Origin of the sequence: Gluconacetobacter entanii (genome assembly GCF_013155425.1) — a bacterium.
Taxonomy (GTDB): domain Bacteria; phylum Pseudomonadota; class Alphaproteobacteria; order Acetobacterales; family Acetobacteraceae; genus Novacetimonas; species Novacetimonas entanii.
On sequence record NZ_JABJWD010000003.1, the window covers coordinates 263,391 to 281,994 of the forward strand.

At 60.8% G+C, this 18,604-nt stretch carries 16 protein-coding genes and 1 pseudogene; 7 read left to right on the forward strand and 10 right to left on the reverse strand.

Going from position 1 to position 18,604, the window contains the following annotated elements:
* Positions 1–17 precede the first annotated feature (17 nt).
* Positions 18–1,127, forward strand: coding sequence for an ABC transporter ATP-binding protein (locus HNH97_RS01175; RefSeq protein ID WP_171789560.1), 1,110 nt, complete (start codon positions 18–20; stop codon positions 1,125–1,127).
* Positions 1,128–1,158: 31 nt separating this feature from the next.
* The gene (locus tag HNH97_RS01180) at positions 1,159–1,932 is read left to right on the forward strand and encodes an SDR family NAD(P)-dependent oxidoreductase (protein ID WP_171789561.1); all 774 of its coding nucleotides are present in this window, start codon (positions 1,159–1,161) and stop codon (positions 1,930–1,932) included.
* A 122-nt stretch (positions 1,933–2,054) separates the two neighbouring features.
* On the opposite strand, the gene HNH97_RS01185 is transcribed toward HNH97_RS01180, so the two are convergent.
* Entirely contained in the window at positions 2,055–3,266 is a 1,212-nt protein-coding gene (locus HNH97_RS01185; protein ID WP_171789562.1) for an MFS transporter, read from the reverse strand.
* Between the two features lie 258 nt (positions 3,267–3,524).
* Here HNH97_RS01185 and bdcA point away from each other — a divergent pair, with 258 nt between their 5' ends.
* The 4 genes from bdcA (at position 3,525) to HNH97_RS01205 (ending at position 6,335) form a co-directional block, all read left to right on the forward strand.
* Entirely contained in the window at positions 3,525–4,238 is a 714-nt protein-coding gene (bdcA, locus tag HNH97_RS01190) for an SDR family oxidoreductase (RefSeq protein ID WP_171789563.1), read from the forward strand.
* Between the two features lie 63 nt (positions 4,239–4,301).
* Positions 4,302–4,934: a TetR/AcrR family transcriptional regulator gene (locus tag HNH97_RS01195; RefSeq protein WP_171789564.1), complete on the forward strand. Its 633-nt coding sequence runs from the start codon at positions 4,302–4,304 to the stop codon at positions 4,932–4,934.
* 167 nt (positions 4,935–5,101) lie between these two features.
* Entirely contained in the window at positions 5,102–5,863 is a 762-nt protein-coding gene (locus HNH97_RS01200; RefSeq protein WP_171789565.1) for an SDR family NAD(P)-dependent oxidoreductase, read from the forward strand.
* A 31-nt stretch (positions 5,864–5,894) separates the two neighbouring features.
* Positions 5,895–6,335 carry an SRPBCC family protein gene (locus HNH97_RS01205; RefSeq protein ID WP_171789634.1) on the forward strand — a complete coding sequence of 147 codons (441 nt, stop codon included), beginning with the start codon at positions 5,895–5,897 and terminating at the stop codon, positions 6,333–6,335.
* Positions 6,336–6,580: 245 nt separating this feature from the next.
* Here the strand turns inward: HNH97_RS01205 and HNH97_RS01210 are convergent, their stop codons facing one another.
* Together HNH97_RS01210 and HNH97_RS01215 are read right to left on the reverse strand one after the other, a co-directional pair.
* Positions 6,581–6,868, reverse strand: a complete 288-nt coding sequence (locus tag HNH97_RS01210; protein ID WP_171789566.1) for a PhzF family phenazine biosynthesis protein — start codon at positions 6,866–6,868, stop codon at positions 6,581–6,583.
* A gap of 279 nt (positions 6,869–7,147) precedes the next feature.
* Positions 7,148–7,780: a TetR/AcrR family transcriptional regulator C-terminal domain-containing protein gene (locus HNH97_RS01215; protein WP_171789567.1), complete on the reverse strand. Its 633-nt coding sequence runs from the start codon at positions 7,778–7,780 to the stop codon at positions 7,148–7,150.
* A gap of 318 nt (positions 7,781–8,098) precedes the next feature.
* On the opposite strand from HNH97_RS01215, the gene HNH97_RS01220 reads away from it, so the two are divergent.
* On the forward strand, positions 8,099–9,286 hold the full coding sequence (locus HNH97_RS01220; RefSeq protein ID WP_171789568.1) for an alpha/beta hydrolase family protein: 1,188 nt from the start codon (positions 8,099–8,101) through the stop codon (positions 9,284–9,286).
* Between the two features lie 236 nt (positions 9,287–9,522).
* On the opposite strand, the gene HNH97_RS01225 is transcribed toward HNH97_RS01220, so the two are convergent.
* From HNH97_RS01225 to HNH97_RS01255, 7 genes and pseudogenes are all read right to left on the reverse strand, one after another.
* The gene (locus HNH97_RS01225) at positions 9,523–9,717 is read right to left on the reverse strand and encodes a hypothetical protein (RefSeq protein ID WP_171789635.1); all 195 of its coding nucleotides are present in this window, start codon (positions 9,715–9,717) and stop codon (positions 9,523–9,525) included.
* Positions 9,718–9,730: 13 nt separating this feature from the next.
* The gene (gene cydB, locus HNH97_RS01230; RefSeq protein ID WP_171789569.1) at positions 9,731–10,870 is read right to left on the reverse strand and encodes a cytochrome d ubiquinol oxidase subunit II; all 1,140 of its coding nucleotides are present in this window, start codon (positions 10,868–10,870) and stop codon (positions 9,731–9,733) included.
* Positions 10,871–10,884: 14 nt separating this feature from the next.
* Positions 10,885–12,495 carry a cytochrome ubiquinol oxidase subunit I gene (locus HNH97_RS01235; protein WP_171789570.1) on the reverse strand — a complete coding sequence of 537 codons (1,611 nt, stop codon included), beginning with the start codon at positions 12,493–12,495 and terminating at the stop codon, positions 10,885–10,887.
* A gap of 64 nt (positions 12,496–12,559) precedes the next feature.
* A complete protein-coding gene (cydC, locus tag HNH97_RS01240; RefSeq protein ID WP_171789571.1) occupies positions 12,560–14,251 on the reverse strand; it encodes a thiol reductant ABC exporter subunit CydC in 1,692 nt (563 codons plus the stop codon).
* Entirely contained in the window at positions 14,248–15,936 is a 1,689-nt protein-coding gene (gene cydD, locus HNH97_RS01245; RefSeq protein WP_171789572.1) for a thiol reductant ABC exporter subunit CydD, read from the reverse strand. Before cydD ends, cydC begins: the two co-directional genes overlap by 4 nt.
* A gap of 615 nt (positions 15,937–16,551) precedes the next feature.
* Positions 16,552–16,692: pseudogene (locus HNH97_RS01250) on the reverse strand (metallophosphoesterase); the annotation flags it as partial.
* Between the two features lie 94 nt (positions 16,693–16,786).
* Positions 16,787–18,577 carry a dihydroxyacetone kinase family protein gene (locus HNH97_RS01255; RefSeq protein ID WP_171789573.1) on the reverse strand — a complete coding sequence of 597 codons (1,791 nt, stop codon included), beginning with the start codon at positions 18,575–18,577 and terminating at the stop codon, positions 16,787–16,789.
* Positions 18,578–18,604: the final 27 nt, after the last annotated feature.

Below are 18,604 nucleotides of genomic sequence, written 5' to 3' on the forward strand. Positions count from 1 at the left end.
AGCAGGAGGAACATGCCATGGCGACCGTAGAACTCCGTAACCTGCGCAAGACCTATTTGCATGAAGAAATCATCAAGGGTATCTCGCTGACCGTTGCCGAGCGGGAATTCATCGTCTTTGTCGGTCCTTCGGGCTGTGGCAAATCCACCCTGCTGCGCATGGTCGCGGGGCTGGAGGACATCAGCGCGGGCGACCTGCTGATCGACGGGCGGCGGGTGAACGACACCGAACCCGCGCAGCGCGGGGTTGCGATGGTCTTTCAGTCCTATGCGCTGTATCCGCACATGAATGTCTATCGCAACATGGAGTTCTCCCTCCGGCTTGCCGGCATGCCCGAAGCCGAGCGGCGGCAGCGTATCGGTGATGTGGCGCGCATCCTGCAGCTTGAATCCTATCTCGACCACAAGCCCGGCCAGCTTTCGGGCGGCCAGCGGCAGCGTGTTGCGATCGGACGGGCGATCGTGCGCAACCCCAAGGTCTTCCTGTTCGATGAACCGCTCTCCAACCTTGATGCCGCCCTTCGCGGGCAGATGCGCGTGGAACTGGCCAGCCTGCACCGGCGGCTGGGGGCGACGACGATCTATGTCACCCATGACCAGGTGGAGGCCATGACCATGGCCGACCGGATCGTGGTCCTCAACAAAGGTGTCGTGGAACAGATCGGCACCCCGCTGGAACTGTATCACCGGCCCCGCAACCTGTTTGTCGCACGCTTCATGGGATCGCCCCCCATGAACCTGCTGCCTGCGACGGTCACTCCGCCTGCCCCCGACGGGAGCATGCAGGTGCGGACAGGCGCGATCAGCATATCCATCCCCACCCGGCAGGACGGGATGGAAGCAGGTGCGGCCGCCACGCTGGGCATACGGCCTGAACATATCCTTATTGACCCGAAAGGGGCCGTACAGGGCATGGTCGAGGTCAGCGAACGGCTGGGGGCGGTCACCCTGCTGCATGTCCGCCTGCCTGATGGACAGATGATTGTCGTGCAGACAGGCGGGGACAATACCGACCGCGCCGACACCCCCATACGCATGACGTTTGAGGAAGGGCACTGCCACCTGTTTGACGCAAACGGCATGGCGCTGGCCCGCAAGGCGGAGCATCCCCTGCTTTCAGACGCATGACAGACGGCTTCCCTGTTCAGGATATAGGCAGATGTATACGGAAAAACTCCGCCTTGACGGGCGTGTCGCGGTTGTCACCGGCGGCGCGCAGAATATCGGCCTGGCCTGCGTTACGGCGCTGGCGGAATTTGGCGCCAGCGTCATCATTGCCGATCGTGACACCGCACTGGCGGCACAGGCCGCGACCGAACTGGCGGCGGGGGGGCTGAATGTATCGGCCATGGAACTTGACGTGACCGACACGGCACAGGTGGATGCCTGCGCCACACATGTCAGGGATGAAAAAGGGCGTGTCGATATCCTCGTCTGCTGTGCCGGTATCTGCATTTCCGAAGTCCCGGCGGAGGACATGACGGATGCGCAGTGGCTGAAACAGGTTGACATCAACCTCAACGGCATTTTCCGCTGCTGTAGGGCATTCGGCCGCATCATGCTGGAACAGGGGGGCGGCACGATTGTGAATATCGGGTCCATGTCGGGCCTGATCGTCAACCGCCCGCAGGAACAGGCGGCTTATAACGCATCAAAGGCAGGGGTGCATCAATATACACGCTCGCTCGCGGCAGAGTGGGCCACGCGCGGGGTGCGGGTAAATGCGGTGGCCCCGACCTATATCGAGACGACCCTGACCCGCTTTGGCATGGAAAATCCGCGCCTGTATGCCGCATGGCTGGACGGTACCCCCATGCATCGCGTGGGCCAACCCGACGAGGTCGCCTCGGTCGTACAGTTTCTGGCATCAGACGCCGCCAGCCTGATGACCGGGGCCATTGTCAATGTCGATGCCGGGTTTACCGTATGGTAAATTACCCAAGGGTCATCATGGGGGATCTCCGGCCCGCCTGCTGTCGCTGCCCGGCCAATGCCAAACAGCCCTTCGCTGGGATCTGGCCTTCACCGGTCCCGGCATGCGTCAATTATGGAAGATTACGATATTTCCGAATGTTGGTGCGACAGGCGATGACCGGCCGGAAAGCCATGTGAGCGGGCCTGCCACGCAATCCCGATGCCACAGCCCAGCAGAACAGACATGGCCCATGGGAAAGAGGCTGCCCCCCACAGATTGAGCAGGGCACCACCCAGAAGGCCGCCCCCGGCAATGGCGCTGTTCCAGGCCACAACATTCATGGACAGCGCCACGTCCGCCCCCTTTCCCGCCGCATCAGCCAGGGCGGTCTGCAGCAACGTCGCCGCCCCGCCGAAAGTCAGTCCCCAGATGCTCACGCCCGTCCAGATAACAGCGGGAGAGTGCGCGCCGATGGCAAAAACAATACAGACCGCGGCAAAGACCGTCAGGCTGACCAGAACAGCGGCACGCAGCGCATGGTCCACCAGTCGGCCGGTCAGTCCGATCCCGCCCAGTGCGGCAACACCAAAAACCAGCAGCACAAGATCAGCCTCCCCCGCCAGTCCCGACGGGACAAGGAACGGCACGACATAGGTATAGAGAATATTGTGCGCGAGCATCCAGGCGATCACGACACCCAATACCGGCCGCACCCCGGGCGTCATCAGAACATGCCGGAAAGGCTGGCGTTCTGTATGGGACGTCCCCGGAAAATCCGGAACCGTAGCCAGCACCCAGCCAATCAGCAAAACTGTAAAAACCGACATCATGCCAAAGGCCAGCCGCCACCCCAGCGCGGCGCCCAGCCACGTTCCTGCCGGCACGCCAAGGGAGAGCGCGACGGGTGTGCCCACCATGGCAATGGCCAGCGCCCGTCCCTGCTGGTCACGCCTCACCATCCGCCGCGCATATCCCGCCAGCAATGCCCAGGCCAGACCGGCGGCCGCCCCCGCGCAATAACGGGCCACGAGCGTCAGCCAGTAGTTTGGTGACAGGGCCGTGACCGAATTGAACATAAGAAAGCCGATGATCGCCAGCAGCAGCACGGCCCGCCGCCGCCATCTTTGTGTGACGAGTGTCAGCGGGATGGCGGCACTCAGCGAACCCACGGCATAAGCCGTGACCATCTGCCCCGCATAGGCGGCCGACACATGCAGGCCTGCGCTGATTTCCGGCAGGAGACCGGCAGGCAGCGTCTCCGTCATGATGCACAGGAACCCGGTCATGGCGAGTGCCCCAAGACCGGCAACCGGAAGGCGGTTATCTGACGACAGGGAGGGGTTCTGTATCATCCGGAGCCCAAACAAATGGAACGAACGATACAGATATATGGATATCGAACTGGGGGCAACCAGTTTCCGGAACGATCAGTATGGAAAATTGCTGATCACAGGAAAGAAATGGCAACACGCGCCCGGTCTGGCCCCGTGCAGTTTCCAAAAATCCCGATCAGCCAAAACCGTTTTCCATATCGATCGATACAGAATTCACTTGCATGCCGGTGCCGTCCTGTAATGTAGTGAGCGATACAGAATATGAAGGATTGTGACATGGCGGATTTTTCAGGCAAAAAGGCCCTCGTCATCGGCGGTAGCCGGGGGATCGGGGCTGCCATCGTCAGGCGTCTGGCCAGCGAGAGCGCATCGGTGCGCTTCACGTGGGCGGGTTCGCGCACAAAGGCCGAAGAGCTTGCACATGAGAGCGGAGCAGAAGCCATTCAGGCGGATGCAACCAACCGTTCTGCCCTTCTTGCCGCCACGCGCGATGCCGGCCCCATCGATATTTTCATCTTCAACGCCGGGATCTGCATTGCCGGAGACCCGCTTACACTCAATCCCGATGACATTGACCGTATGATTGATATCAACATTCGCGCAGCCTACCACGCTTCAGTCGAAGCGGCGCGCTCCATGCCGGATGGTGGCCGGATCATCCTGATCGGTTCCACAAATGCAAATCGTGTGCCCTTCAAGGGGCTGGCAGCCTACAGCATGACAAAATCCGCGTTGCAGAGCATGGTACGGGGTCTGGCGCGGGACTTTGGGGAGCGTCATATCACGGTCAATGTCATCCAGCCGGGACCGACGGATACGGATATGAACCCGGCCAATGGTCCGCAGGCCGATCTCATGCACAGTGTCATGGCCATCAAGGAACATGGTACTGCCGATGATGTTGCGGCCTATGTCTCGTTTCTGGCGGGGCCGGCGGCGCGCGGCATTACCGGGGCCATGCAGACCATTGACGGTGGTTTCAGCGCGTAAGGCTGGCAATCCAATTCCGGACCGATTAGTATGGAAATTTCCTCATACGGACGGAGATGAGACATGGCCCGCACAGGACGGCCCCGTGAATTTGATCGGGACAAGGCGCTGGATGCCGCGCTGACGCTGTTCTGGGCGCAGGGTTATGAACCGACCTCGCTGAACCAGCTCAAGGCCTGCATGGGGAACATTTCCCCGGCAAGCTTCTATGCTGCATTCGGGTCCAAGGAAGCCCTGTTCCGCGAAGTCGTACAGCGTTATCTGCAAACCCATGGGCAGGTCATGGCCCCCCTGTGGGACGAGACGCTTCCCCCCCGCGAGGCCGTTGAGCGCACATTGCGCGGTTCGGCGCGCATGCAGACCGGACGGGCACACCCGGCCGGGTGCATGATCGTGCTGGGGGCCTGTAACTGCTCACCTGAAAACCGGCCCGTCCAGACCCTTCTCGAAACCGAGCGGGAGCGCAGCCGCAGTGGATTTGCAGCCTGCGTCAGGCGCGCCGTCGCAAACGGGGAACTGGCAGCCTCGACGGCAACAGAAACCCTGCCAACCCTGTTTGCAACCTTTCTTCATGGTATGAGCTGCGAAGCCCGGGATGGGGACAGGGCCAAAAAACTGGACGCGGCCGTCACGACCCTCATGCAGGTCTGGGACAGCCTTGCGCTACACCCCGGACGTGCAGCGCACAGCCAGTAAATCATTTTAATCGCGGTGGCGGTCCCTCTCCACCGGGTTATCGGTATCGAATGATCCATAAATCATTGACGGGCAGTGCCGCCATATTTATGTATCGAACGATCTTTAATTCACACCAGACCCTCCCGGTGCCCTGCCTTACCTGCCCTGAACAAAGGAAATCGGTCATGAAACAGAAAACTGTAGCCCTCGTCACGGGTGCCAATCGCGGGATCGGGCATAGCATCGCAAAATACCTGATCGCGGCGGATATTGACGTGATCGGTACCTACCACACCAACGAAACCGAGGCGAAAACGGCGGAACGTGCACTCAGCACAGACCGGGCGAAGTTGCGCATGCTGCGGCTTGATATTTCAGATCACACCACTTTCGGGGCATTTATCGCGCAGGTCAGACATCTCCTCAATGAAGAATTCAGCCACGCTGCGTTCAAATACATTGTGCAGAATGCGGGAAACATCATCCATACCCGCTTTGACGCCGCAACGCCTGAACAGCTCGACAATCAGTACAACATCCACTTCAAGGGACCGTATCTCCTGACCGTGGGCCTGCTGCCATTGATCCATGATGGCGGTCGTATTCTCAACATTACTTCGGCTGCAACACGCTTTTACCTGCCGGATCATGGTCCCTATTCCGCCATGAAAGGGGCGACCGAAGTGATCTCGCTCTATATGGCCAAGGAACTGGGGGAACGACGCATTACCGTCAATGCGGTGGCACCCGGCGCCATAGCTTCTGACTTTGGTGGCGGACTGGTACGCGACAATGCGGAGGTCAACAAAAGTCTGGCGGAAATCACGTCCCTCGGTCGTGTCGGCCAGCCAGATGATATCGGTGCGGCGGTTGCGGCCCTTCTGTCCGAGAACATGCATTGGGTGAACGGCCAGAGGATCGAAGTGACGGGCGGCCAGTCACTTTGATCTTTCCATCCCAAGATCAGGAGCAAGCATGATGATTGAAGTTATGGCCAGCAGCATTCTTGATGCCCCGGTTGCCTCTGCCTGGGCCCTGATCCGGGATTTCGGATCGATCGGGACATGGCTTCCGGGCGTGAAAAGCTGCCTGATCGAAGGCGACGACCCGGGGGATCGCGTGGGGGCCATCCGACGGTTGGAAATGGAAGATGTCGGCATGATCCGCGAGCAACTCCTTGCCCTGTCCGATACGGATCATGCTGTGACATTTTCGATCATTGAGTCAGCATTGCCGATCCGGAACTATCGCTCGACACTCAGGCTGTTCCCCGTAACGGACGGCAACCGCACATTTATCCGCTGGAAAGGCCGGTTTGAAGCGGACGCGGACCATGCTGCCGCCATGCAGGAAAGAATGCCGGTGCAGATCTATCAGGCAGCATTCAATAGAATGGCAGAAAGACTTTCCGGTAAATAACAGTTGTCAAAGCATACTCTATCCCACGCCTTCGGCAGTCATGACGGCGACATGGGTTTCCCTCGTGTCGGGGACGCTGCATTTGCCGGAGATTGCGGATTCCAGGGTCCGATCCAGTGCACTTTTTCCGAACGATTGACCAGTTGGGTCGCGTACGTTCAAGGATTGGGTTGAAGGCAACTTCATCCTGCCCGACGACGGCGACCGGCCCTGACGCGACAATGTAGAAATGACCTTGCCCGGAACTACACCGAAAGCACACCTTTCACGCATGTCACGACATCACCCCCGATCCATACTTCATTATCGGAATGTGTGACATAAACCTTGCCGGCACGTCCCAGGACCGTACCCTGTCGTGCCGTATAAGATGTAGGTGCAAGGCCGCTGCCTGTCAGCCACTGCGCAATTCCGGCATTCAGGCTGCCGGTGACAGGATCCTCAAATCCTGCAGCGGAGAAGGCCCGTACCTCAAAATCGGCATCATCGTCCTGCCCTGCCGGGGCAATGACCCCGACCCGAATTCCTGCCATTGCCTGAAAGTCAGGTTTCCGCGCAAGGGCACAGATGAAAATACGTCAACCTGCTGGAAATCCAAACTGGTCACTCCTTCCCTGGAAGATATATTTTTCATTATTATTCGGCTACCTTTCGGTTCATTTATGCAGAACAAAGTAACAATGTGATTTGAAGCTGGAACCATAAATGCGACATCGCCACCGGAGTTTGAAAAGGGCTCTGATCCTGCCCTTTCCAATCTCCCGGCATGAAAGTATTTTTGGTGCCAGTCATGACGCCGACCTCTCGCAACACTATTTTTCTGAAGCGCAAAGGGTATGAGTCAGCCCCTGGAGAGCCATATTCAGGCCAAAACGGAAACCTTCATCCGCGTCACTCTCCAGTATCTGCTGCCACGCCAGGGCAGCCATAGGATAACGTAACATCAGGGACTGGATATCCGGACTCTGGTTGCGATCGGGGCGTTTTTCGGCGAATGCCTGCTCTTCGATCGTAAAGCCGATGACATAATAGAGCGTGGAGAACGTGCCCCAGGCTGCGGTGCGATCGTCTGCGCCGGCTTCCTTGAGGCTGGCGATCATTTGTGAACTGATCCGGGCCACATTATCGGAAAGAGGATAAGTCCGCGCCAGAAAGCGGGCGCCATCGCGATGGGCCAGCAGGGCCTGCCTTACCTCGCAGGAAATCCTGAAAAACATCTCCTGCCATGTTTCGCCGGCTACTGTCGCCGTGGCGACCTGTTCCAGCAATGTATCCGCCACGGCTTCGAACAGTGCATCCTTGTTGGCGAAATGCCAGTAGAGCGAGGGCACCTGCACGTTCAGGGTATCCGCCACCTTGCGCATTGTCAGCCCTTCCATACCCAGCCTGTCGAGCAATTGCAGCGCTGAACCGACAACCTGTTCCTTTACGATCTTTGCACTCACAGCTTTCCCGTTTCCTCCTTGCCATTCAAATCTAATGCCGTTAGATTTTTAACCTAACAATGTTAGATTCAAGGGACCACCCGTGAAACCCTCATATGACATATTGGTCTGTGGCGCCGGTCCCGCGGGCTTATGGCTTGCCTGTGCACTGAAAACCCGCACAGGCCGATGATGCCATGCCCGGTCTGCCGCCGCCCTGCCCGGATAACCGAATCCCGTGCCTTGGCCCTTGGCGTCATCCTATTGCGTGGTTGGTCGGCACAGCAGGCAACGCCTTTTAAAAACCAGCTACCATCCATATGGAAAGTTCTGTGACCGATGACAGATGTACCCAAGAATTCAGCCATCCCTGAAACGGCAGATCATGGCCTTTCGCGGTTTTTCCGTAACCAGACCTTCCATTTCCAGACCCTTCGCGCCCTGAATGACATCGCGGCAAACGGTGCTGACCTTAACGAGGTGCTGACAGCGATCAGTGCTATCCCCGATGGTAATACGGATGCCTGGTTCGATGCCTTTTCCGGACTGGCCATACGCACCGAAGACCGTATTGCCGCCTGCGCCGACCCGCTCAGCAAAGGTTATGCGTGGCTCCGTGCCCATAATTACTGGCGCACCGCCGAATTTCTCCTCCGTCCCGATGATGCACGCCGCAAAACCACCTGGACACGGGAAGTAAGTGCGTTTGATAATGGACTGAAACTAGCCGGTATCGCCCATGAACGTTTTACCATTCCATATGGTACTGGCCGCCTCCGGGGCATTTTCTATCCCGGCCCGGATGGCTGGCAGGAAAAACCGCTTATCGTTCTTGTCGGCGGCTATGATTCCACACTTGAAGAACTGTATTTCGTCCTTGTCAAAGCGGCACATGACCGGGGTTATGGCGTCCTTACTTATGAAGGTCCCGGTCAGGGCGGCGTTCTGCGTGAATATGGCCTGACCTTCACCCCGGAATGGGAGAAACCCACTTCTGCCATCCTTGATTATTTCGAGACGACACACTTCCGGCCAGAAAAAACCATCCTCATCGGCATGAGCATGGGTGGCTATCTTGCGCCCCGTGCCGCTGCCTTCGATTCCCGCATTACCGGCGTCGTGGCCTATGATGTCCTGTTTGACATGGGCAGCATCGCCGATCGTTATGCCGCACTGGCACAGAACCCTGCCGCCGCGAAAAATCCCGATCTTGTCTGGGCCGTTGACAATGCCTGCTGGACCCTTGGCGTCAGCACCCTGCCCGAAGCCGTCGCGGCAATCCGGCCTTATACACTCAAGGATGTCGCTGCAAAAATTACTGCCGATGTCCTGATCCTCGTCGGGGAACACGATCACTTCATTCCCGCATCCCAAGCCGAAGATTTCAAAAAAGCATGCACTGCGGCGCGATCCGTTGAAACCGTCACCTTCGATACCCTCTCCGGCGGTGCCGAACACTGCCAACTCGGCGCCCAGACCCTCTGGCACGCTGCTTTCTTCAGTTGGATAATCCGCAGGTTCAACTGATGACCCGTTTCCAATGATTAAGACACAAAACGCGCCACCCGTGGATGCCCGGGTGGCGCGCTTCGTATCATCGGCAGGGTGATGCCGCGATATGGCGGCGGGCGTGAGATGAAGAAAGACCCACCGCCATTCCTGTCATGGGAACCAGCGCCGCCCGCAGCGGTAGGCAATCAGGTAAAGTCCCATGTAAATCATCGGAATAAAGAAAATGATCCGTTCAAGATCTCCCATCATGGTCAGACCTCCCCATCGGATGAAAGGCTGGACTGGGCATCGAGCATGATCGCGCCGGCCCCGGAAATCAGGATGATCATGACCGTGCCGATCACCCATGCGAAATACCACGGTCCCTGGTCCCCCACGAACACGGCAAACAGCAGGGATACCACCAGAACAACGGCCAGACCGGCCAGACGCAGAAGCTTTGTCATCACGACCTCGCAATCAGTAGCTATGGGTGTCATTCACGATATCGGCGGTATGGACCTTCCCGCGCATGACGTAATAACACCATGACGTATAGGACAGGATGATCGGCACGAAGATCCCTGCCACCACCAGCATGCAGCCAAGGCCATATGCACTGGCCGTACTGTTCCATACCGTCAGGCTCTGGTCCGGTGCGGTGGAAGACGGCATCAGGAACGGGAACATGGCGCAGCCAACCGTGGTGATGGTGCCCGCCCATGCGCCCAGCCCCAGCCACCAGCCGGCAACCGCACGCCCCGCCGCAAGCATGGCCACACCCGCCAGCATGCAGCCCAGCCCCACAAGCGGCAGCAGCCACAGGGCAGGATGGGCGTGGAAATTCTGCATCCAGCCCCCCGCAACCATCGCCACCGACTGCCCGTGCAGCGGGTTGGCGGGCATGGCGGGATTGACGGGCGCGGTCATGACAAAACCGGGCAGGAACTGCACCCATATACCGCCGGTTACGAACAGGGTGGCCGCAACCAGACCGCCGCCCATGGCGTAATGCCGGGCACGCGACCAGATGGGGTCATCCGCCCGCAGCATGAGCATTGCCCCACCCTGATAGACACTCAGCCCCACGGACATCAATCCACACAGGATGGCAAACGGGTTGAGCAGGTAGGACAGGAAGGATTCATCCTGATAATACTGCCCCGTCCAGCCGAAGTGGTATCCCACCCCTTCCAGCACGTTGCCGAACGCCGCACCATAGATGAACATCGGCACGAAACCCGACACCAGGAAGACCCAGTCCCAGCCTGCCCGCCACAGCCGGTTATCCGCCTTGGAGCGGTATTCAAACGCCACCGGCCGCAGGATCATGCTGAACAGCAGCATGATCATGACCACGTAGAAGGCGGAGAACGACGTGCCGTACAGCGTGGGGAAAGCCGCAAAGATCGCGCCGCCCCCCAGGATGAACCATACCTGGTTGCCATCCCAGTGGGGGCCGATGATGTTCAGCGCGGTACGCCGCTCCCCATCATTGCGGCCGACAAAGCGCAGCAGGGTGCCCACCCCCATATCCATGCCGACCATGGTGCCAAGGCCGATGAACAGCACACCCAGCAGCGCCGCCCAGACGATTTTCAGTATCGCGTAAAGTTCCATTTCTCCGTTTCCTGTCAGGACGCCATGGGACGCATGTCAAAGGCGGATGCCTTGGGGGCTGCGGGTGCGTGCGGTTCCATGCTGTCATGGTCGGGGCCAAGACGGGCGAATTTGAACATGAGATAGAGTTCAGCCGCGATGAACACGCTGTAGAGCAGCACGAACCCGACCAGCGAAAACACCATGTAGGACACGCCGTGGCTGGAGGCCGAAAGGAAGGTCGGCAGCCAGCCGAACACCGTCCAGGGCTGGCGGCCTGCTTCGGCCGTGATCCAGCCGAACTCGGTCGCCAGGATCGGCAGCGGGATCGACCACATGCACAGCTTCAGCAGCAGGCGGCTGCGCTCAAGCCGACGTTTCAGGCTGAGATAGGCCGAAATGGCAAACAGCGCGAAGAACCACAGCGACAGGAACACCATCAGCCGGAAAGACCAGAACGTGACGAACACGTTGGGCAGGATATCGGGCTGCGTCGCCCTGACCACATCATCGATCTGGTCCGCGGGAATGGCCGTGACATCCTGGTCGGGCGCATGGCGGGCTGCCAGCAGGCCATAGCCCATGTCCTGCTCATGCGCGGTGAACTGGGCCAGATCCGTACCGCTATGTGTGACGCCATAACGGCGGAGTGCCGCAACCGCGTCGATCCCTGAACGGATACGAGGGCCTGCCTGTTCTTCCAGTTCATGCATGCCGGTAATGGGCTGGTCAAACGTGTGGGTGATCAGCGGCGTCAGGACCAGCGGCACGCCGATCTCGTAGTGGTTTTCCTGCCTGGCGTCATCCGGCAGGGCGGCAACGATCCATGGTTCGAACGGCGGGTTGCTGGTGTGCCACAGCCCTTCGATCGCGGCGATCTTGGTCGGCTGCTTTTCATAATCCAGCCGTCCCAGCACGTCGCCCAGCGTGATGACGGCCACGGTGGAGATGATGCCGAACAGCGCGGCCATGCGGAACGAACGCGCGGCGAACTGCCGGTGCTGACCACGCAGCAGGTAAAAGGCGCTGATGCCCATGACGAACATCGCAGCCGACACATAACCCGCGACCGAGGTATGCACGAACTTCGCCTGCGCATCGGGATTGAAGACCAGATCGACAAAGCTTTCGAACTGCATGCGCATGGTTTCAGGATCGAAATGCGCGCCTTCGGGCATGTTCATCCCGGCATTGGCGATCAGGATCCACAGCGCCGACAGGTTGGAGCCAAGGGCCACCAGATAGGTAATGGCCAGATGCGCCTGCTTGCTCAGCCGGTCCCAGCCAAAGAACATGAGACCCACAAACGTGGATTCCATGAAAAAGGCCATCAGCCCTTCAATCGCCAGTGGCGTGCCGAACATGTCCCCGAAGAAGTGGGAATACATGGACCAGTTGGTGCCGAACTCGAACTCCATGGTGATGCCGGTGGCGACGCCAATGGCGAAGTTGATGCCGAACAGCTTGCCCCAGAACTGGGCCATGTCCTTGTAGATCTGCCGGCCGGTCACGACGTACACCGTCTCCATGGCCGCCAGCATGAATGTCAGGCCGAGTGTCAGCGGCACGAACATGAAATGGTACAATGCCGTCAGCGCGAACTGGAAGCGCGACAGATCGACGACATCGGGGTTAATGAATTCCACCGTCAGGTCTCCTGATTTCGGTATGGGCGCGAGGGGATTTTCCGGGTGTCAGGTCATCGTCGGGTCATGGCGCCCTCCCGGCCTCATGAAACCGGCCTCCCTCGACACGCACCACCCGGCCCATCCGTGCCGCCACGGCAGGGTTATGGGTAATGCACACGATGGTTGTCCGTGATGGCAGGACCTGCATCAGTGCGGCCATCAGGTCCCGCTCGGTCCCGGCATCCAGCCCTTCGGTCGGCTCATCAAGGATGACCCATGGCGGAGCGCGCAGGACGACCTGGGCAATGGCCAGCCGCCGTGCCTGCCCACCGGACAGGCGCACGCCCCCTTCCCCGATCAGGGTATCCAGACCGTCGGGTTCCGCCTGCACGAACGCATGCAGTTGCGCGACCCGCAGGGCGTGCCACATCGCCTCCTCCGTGGCGGAAGGACAGGCAATGCCAAGGTTGCGGCGGATACTGCCCTGAAACAGGTGAAAGTCCTGCGCCACCACGCTGATATGCCGCGCCATGATGTCCGCATCGACATCCTTCAGGTCCACGCCACCAAAGCGGGCCGTTCCTTCCTGATAGTCATAGAAACGGAACAGCAGGTTCACCAGCGTGCTCTTGCCCGCACCGGACGGTCCGACGACCGCCACATGCTCCCCCTGCCCCACCGACAGGTCGGCATGGCGCAGCGCCCAGTGGTCCGCCCCCGGATAGCGCAGGCCGATATCCGACAGCGACAGGTCAAACGGCGCTTCGGGACTACGTGGCCTTGCGGGCGCAGGCACGCAGGGCGGCGTATCGCACTGGGCAAACACCCGGCCCGCCGCCACATGCACCTGACCCAGCAACTGCCACGCCGCAGGCAGGGGGATGAGCACGTCAAACGCCGCCAGACCACCAAGCGCCAGCATGGGCAGGCAGGCGGCAGACAGCGTACCCATGCCATAGGCCATGTCCGCCACGGCCAGAACGCCCAGCGCGCTCGTCATGGTGATGACGGTCATCGCACTTCGCACGCCCCCTTCAATCAGGGCCACGCGCCGGCGTTCGGTACGGATGTCGGCCTCGCGCTCGGCAATCCGTGCCTGCATGGCCTGTCCAGCGCCGAGGAACATGAACTCCCCCATGCCCTGCAACATTTCGGTCAGGTCCGCATGCATGGCGTCGTGCTGCTGGCTGATACGCCGCATGGCGCGTGCGGATAACGCACCGGCCACGCCCGGCAACACGCCGCCGCACGCCACCAGTCCCACCGCCAGCACCAGGGCGGCCGATCGGGAGAACGCTCCCACAACTGCCACGGACACCACGCAGCAGATGGCGGCGCTGCAGATAGGCAGCAGCACTTCCAGATAGAACTGCCCCATCCGGTCCGTATCCGCCACGAAGCGGAACAGCATGTCGCCACTGCGCTGCCGCGCCAGTATGGCGGGCGCCTGCGGGGCAAGGCGCTCGAAACTCCATGCCCGCACCCGCCCGATCAGGCGCAGCGTCGCATCATGCGTAACCAGCCGTTCCAGATAACGGGCCAGAATCCGCATGGTGGCAAAAAACCGCACACCAACCGCGGGCAGGAACAGGTTGAAGGCGTTCCGTGCGGCAATCCCGCCCAGTCCCGCCACGGCAGCCGCCGCCAGCAGCCAGCCCGACAGGAACAGCAGCCCGAAATTGGCCAGCGACGCCGCAACCGACAGCGCAAGCCCCAGCGCCATCTGCCACCGCAAAGGCCGCATGAGGCCGATGATGCGTGCCAGCGCGCTCATGCCGCGTACTCCACGCCATGCGGGTGCGGGCCAGAAAGGACCTGCCCGTCCCGCAGGCGTACAACCTGCGCCGCCCGGGCGATCATGGCGGGCCGGTGGGCCACCACAATACAGATCCGCCCCGCCGCCGCGCGCGCAATCGCCGTGGCGACACGCTGTTCACTGCGCGGGTCGAGGTTGGCTGTCGGTTCATCCAGAATCAGCACCTGCGGGTTGCGCAGCAGCACGCGGGCCAATGCCAGACGCTGCACCTGTCCCCCCGACAGGCCTGCACCACGCTCCCCCACCGGGGTATCGAACCCCTGCGGCAGGGCCTCGATAAAGGACAGGGCATCGGCCTGGGCCGCGACGGCACGCAGGGTATCCGGATCCGCCGTCGGATCCGCCAGGCGCAGGTTTTCGGCGATGGTACCATGGACCAGCCGTGGCTGCTGGGGCACCCAGCCAATCCTGTCCTGCCAACGGGCATGCCGCACGCCAGATTCATCCACGGCCGTGACACGCCCCTGCATGGGGGGCAACAGCCCCAGGAGCAGCCGGATCAGGGTGGTTTTGCCCACGCCACTTTCGCCCGTTACAACCGTCAGGACATTCCGCGTGAACGTGCAGCCTATGTGTGACAGCACCGGTGCATCGGGCTGATATCCGGCCGTCACATCTTCACAGCTTATGGAAACCAGCGGTGCGCCAGCGGCATTATCCCGCACACCGGCCCAGGTGGCTGTTTCCGGCAGGGCGAAAAGCTGACTGATGCCCACCATGGCCGCCGTGGCATTCTGGCGGGCATGATAGCTGGCCGAGAATGCACGCAGCGGCATGAAATATTCCGGCGCAAGCAGCAGGACCAGAAAAGCCGACTGGAAATCCGCCTTCCCGTCCAGCAGGCGCGCGCCGAACACGACGGCTACCAGCGCAATGGACAGGCTGGCGAAGAATTCCAGCACGGCGGATGTCAGGAATGCCACTTTCATGACCGACATGGTGGTGGTGCGGTATTCATCGGCCATGCCCGCCACGGCGGCCACCGCATCACGCGCCCGCCCAAACAGCCGCAGCGTCGTCAGTCCCTGCAATGTATCGAGAAAGGCCGATCCCAGCAGCAGAAGCTGCGTCCACTGCCGGTCCATGATCGCCTGTGCGCGATATCCCACCAGTGCCATGAAAACGGGAACAAGCGGCCCCGTGCATGCAAGGATGATAAAGCTCCATGCATCCAGATGCACGACCATACCCAGCACCAGCAGCGGCAGGACCACCATCATGGCGGCACGCGGCACGTACTGCGCAAAATAGGGTTCCAATGCTGCAATGCCATCGCCCAGCACCGTCACCATATGGCCCGTCGCCTGCCCGGTCAGGCCAACCGGGCCGACACGGAACAGGTGGCGCAGCAGTTCACCACGTATGGCTGCGGTCAGCCGCAGGCTGCCTTCATTTGCCACCATGTCGGCAGCCCATTGCAGCAGCGCACGCCCGACCAGCAGGGCCAGCAGCATTGCCAGTGCGGCAAGCTCATCGGAAATGGCGTGGCCATGGAACGCAAGGTCCGACACGATACGCGCCAGTACAGCCAGTTGCAGCACCAGCATGACCGCCGCCATCCCGCCAAGCACAACAGCCACACCAAGCCAAAGGCCGATGCGCCGCGTAAACCCCATGAGCGTCCTGTTACCGGGATGGTCCATCACACTTTCACACCATGCGTCCGCCCACATCCGGGCAGACAATTACATACTTTATGTATGTATTATTAAGTTAAGTGTGTAAGTGTTTAATGTCAAGAAGGAGTGAACCGGTCTTCTTTAAAAAACCATCCGAAAGCAGCGTTACCGATAAAAGGAAAATTCGGATAAAGGCCATATTCCGAGCAGGTCAAAACAGCAGGACGAGGCGAGGCCGCGCATCGCCATTCATCAATGCGACTTTGCCGACAACCGCCCCGATCAACACCTCAATCAGTCCGCAACCCATTGTATGGGGACATTGTTTGTATTTTTAAATCAATGAATTAACAGACATACATAGGCGCGAAATCAGCCCGACAGGAAACCGCCCGACCCTACCGAACCGTACGGATTACCGGGCACAGACATGCCCCCCGGCTTTGAAATCCAATCCATATCGCCAGCATGAAACGCGACCAAACGGCACACCAAACCCGCGACATGATCGTATAGACAGATCCACACCCCAAAAGCGCATCTGACGAAGCGGAGATTGGTTAAAAACATATACATAATTTATGTATGCACTTATCAAATCAAAAGCAGATGATGCCCGGTGGATGAAAAGCCCCAATCTTATCCCGCATACAGGCTGAAACGGGTGATCTCGGATGGCCTGCCCAGCCGGAGCGCAAAGCCCGGCCACAGCCCGGTGCCATTGCTGACGTACAGCGTCATGCCACCCAGATCATAGCGTCCGGAGACAAACCCGTTATTGCACTGCCTTGATCAAGGTGGCGGCTCTCTTTCCCGCTGCGCCAGCAATCTGTCTGTTTGCCCCGATGCATGAATGCATCGGGGCAGGACGGGGTCAGGAACGAAGCACGTCCAGCACCGGGCTTTCCCCGCTCATATGCCCCGTGGGGGGTATTGATACAGGCACCGGTTCGGCCGAAGGCATCCCTTCCCCCACCACGCGCAGGCACAGCGCCAGTGACAGGGCCCCGGCATCCGGGTGGCCCAGGCTGCGCGTGCCATGGGTGCGGGCACGACCCATACGCGGCAGCAGGTCGCGCGTGGCGTCCGCGGCTTTCTGCGCCGCATCTGCCGCCGCCTGCCACGCATCGGGCAGGGTACACCCCCTGTCGCACTGGCGTTCCAGCGTTTCGACAAAGGGAACCAGCGCATCCATGAGCGTCTTGTCGCCAACCCGCGCCCGGCCCAGTTGCATGACACGTTCCATCGCATACCGGGCGCCATGAACCAGTTGTGGCGCATCGGGGACCGATACATCATCCAGTGCCGTGCTGAAGGCACGCAGCCCTTCACCCCACAAGGCGCCTGATGTGCCGCCTGCGCGATCAGCCCATGCATCTGCCGCTGCCGCCAGCACGGTCGCGGCCCCCGCGCGGGCCTGCGCCGCCTGACGGGCGGCCTGATGCGCCGCTGCCGACCCGCGGGCCATGCCCTGCCCGTGGTCGCCATCCCCGGCGACGGCATCAATACGGCCCAGTTCGCCCTCCGCCCCGGCCAGCGCCTGCGCCAGTCGCGCCATGGTTTCCGCCACGCACAGGCCGCCACGCTGTCCGGCCCGGGTGCCGGCGGGCGCATGGACAACCGGGGGGTCATCCTCCATCACACTGCTGGCGGCATCGGGTTCACCCGTAATGTCCCCATGGCGCAGGGCCGCCGTTTCAACCGGCGCGCGCCAGTAGCGTTCCAGTTCCTCATCCAGCCATGTCATGGTCAGCGAACAGCCCGCCATGTCAAGGCTGGTCACATATTCCCCCACCAGCGGCGCAATGACACTCAGGCCCGCCTGCGCCAGCAGGGGCGAAAGCGCTTCCCACAGGACAAACAGTTCCTCCTGCTTGGTGCTGCCCAGTCCGTTGAGCACGATGGCAACCCGACGCGGCGCGTCATCGGGCAGTTCCGCCAGGATGCGGTCAAACAGCACATGCGCCAGTTCCGCAGGGGGAGGAATATCCCGTTCATCTATCCCCGGTTCACCATGCACGCCAAGGCCGAGCGCCATGCGGTTCGTGGGCACATGGAACAGCAGGTCAGACTGCCCCGGCAGGGTGCAGCCTTCAAACGCCACGCCAAAGGTACGGGTCTGGCTGTTGGCGCGCCGGCCCACGGCCTCGACCGCATCAAGGTCCAGCCCCGCCTCCGCCGCGGCGCCGACAATCCGGAACACCGTCATGTCGCCCGCGATGCCGCGCCTGCGGGCCATGTCGCCCACGTCGGCGCTGGCCACGTCATCGGTCGTGGCCAGCAGGCGGGTGTCGATCCCTTCATGGCGCAGGCGCTCCGCCGCGATGCCGAAGTTCAGCACGTCGCCCGCATAGTTCCCGAAGCCGAGGATCACCCCCCCGCCCCGTTCGGCCCTGCGCGCCACGGAATAGATGGCCTGCGTGGAGGGCGAGGCAAAGATGTCACCGGCCACCGCCGCATCGGCAAAGCCCGGGCCAACATACCCGTTAAAGGCGGGATAATGGCCCGAACCGCCCCCGACGACCACCGCCACCTTGCCCGCCCGTCCCGGCCTGGCGCGCACCACACCGCCGCGCACCATGCGCACGAGGTCACGGTGGACAAGGCTGTAGCCATGCAGGGCGGATTGGGCGAATTCGGAAGCATTGCCGCAAATTCTGGTCATTTGCATATATCCTCAGCTAACGCGGAA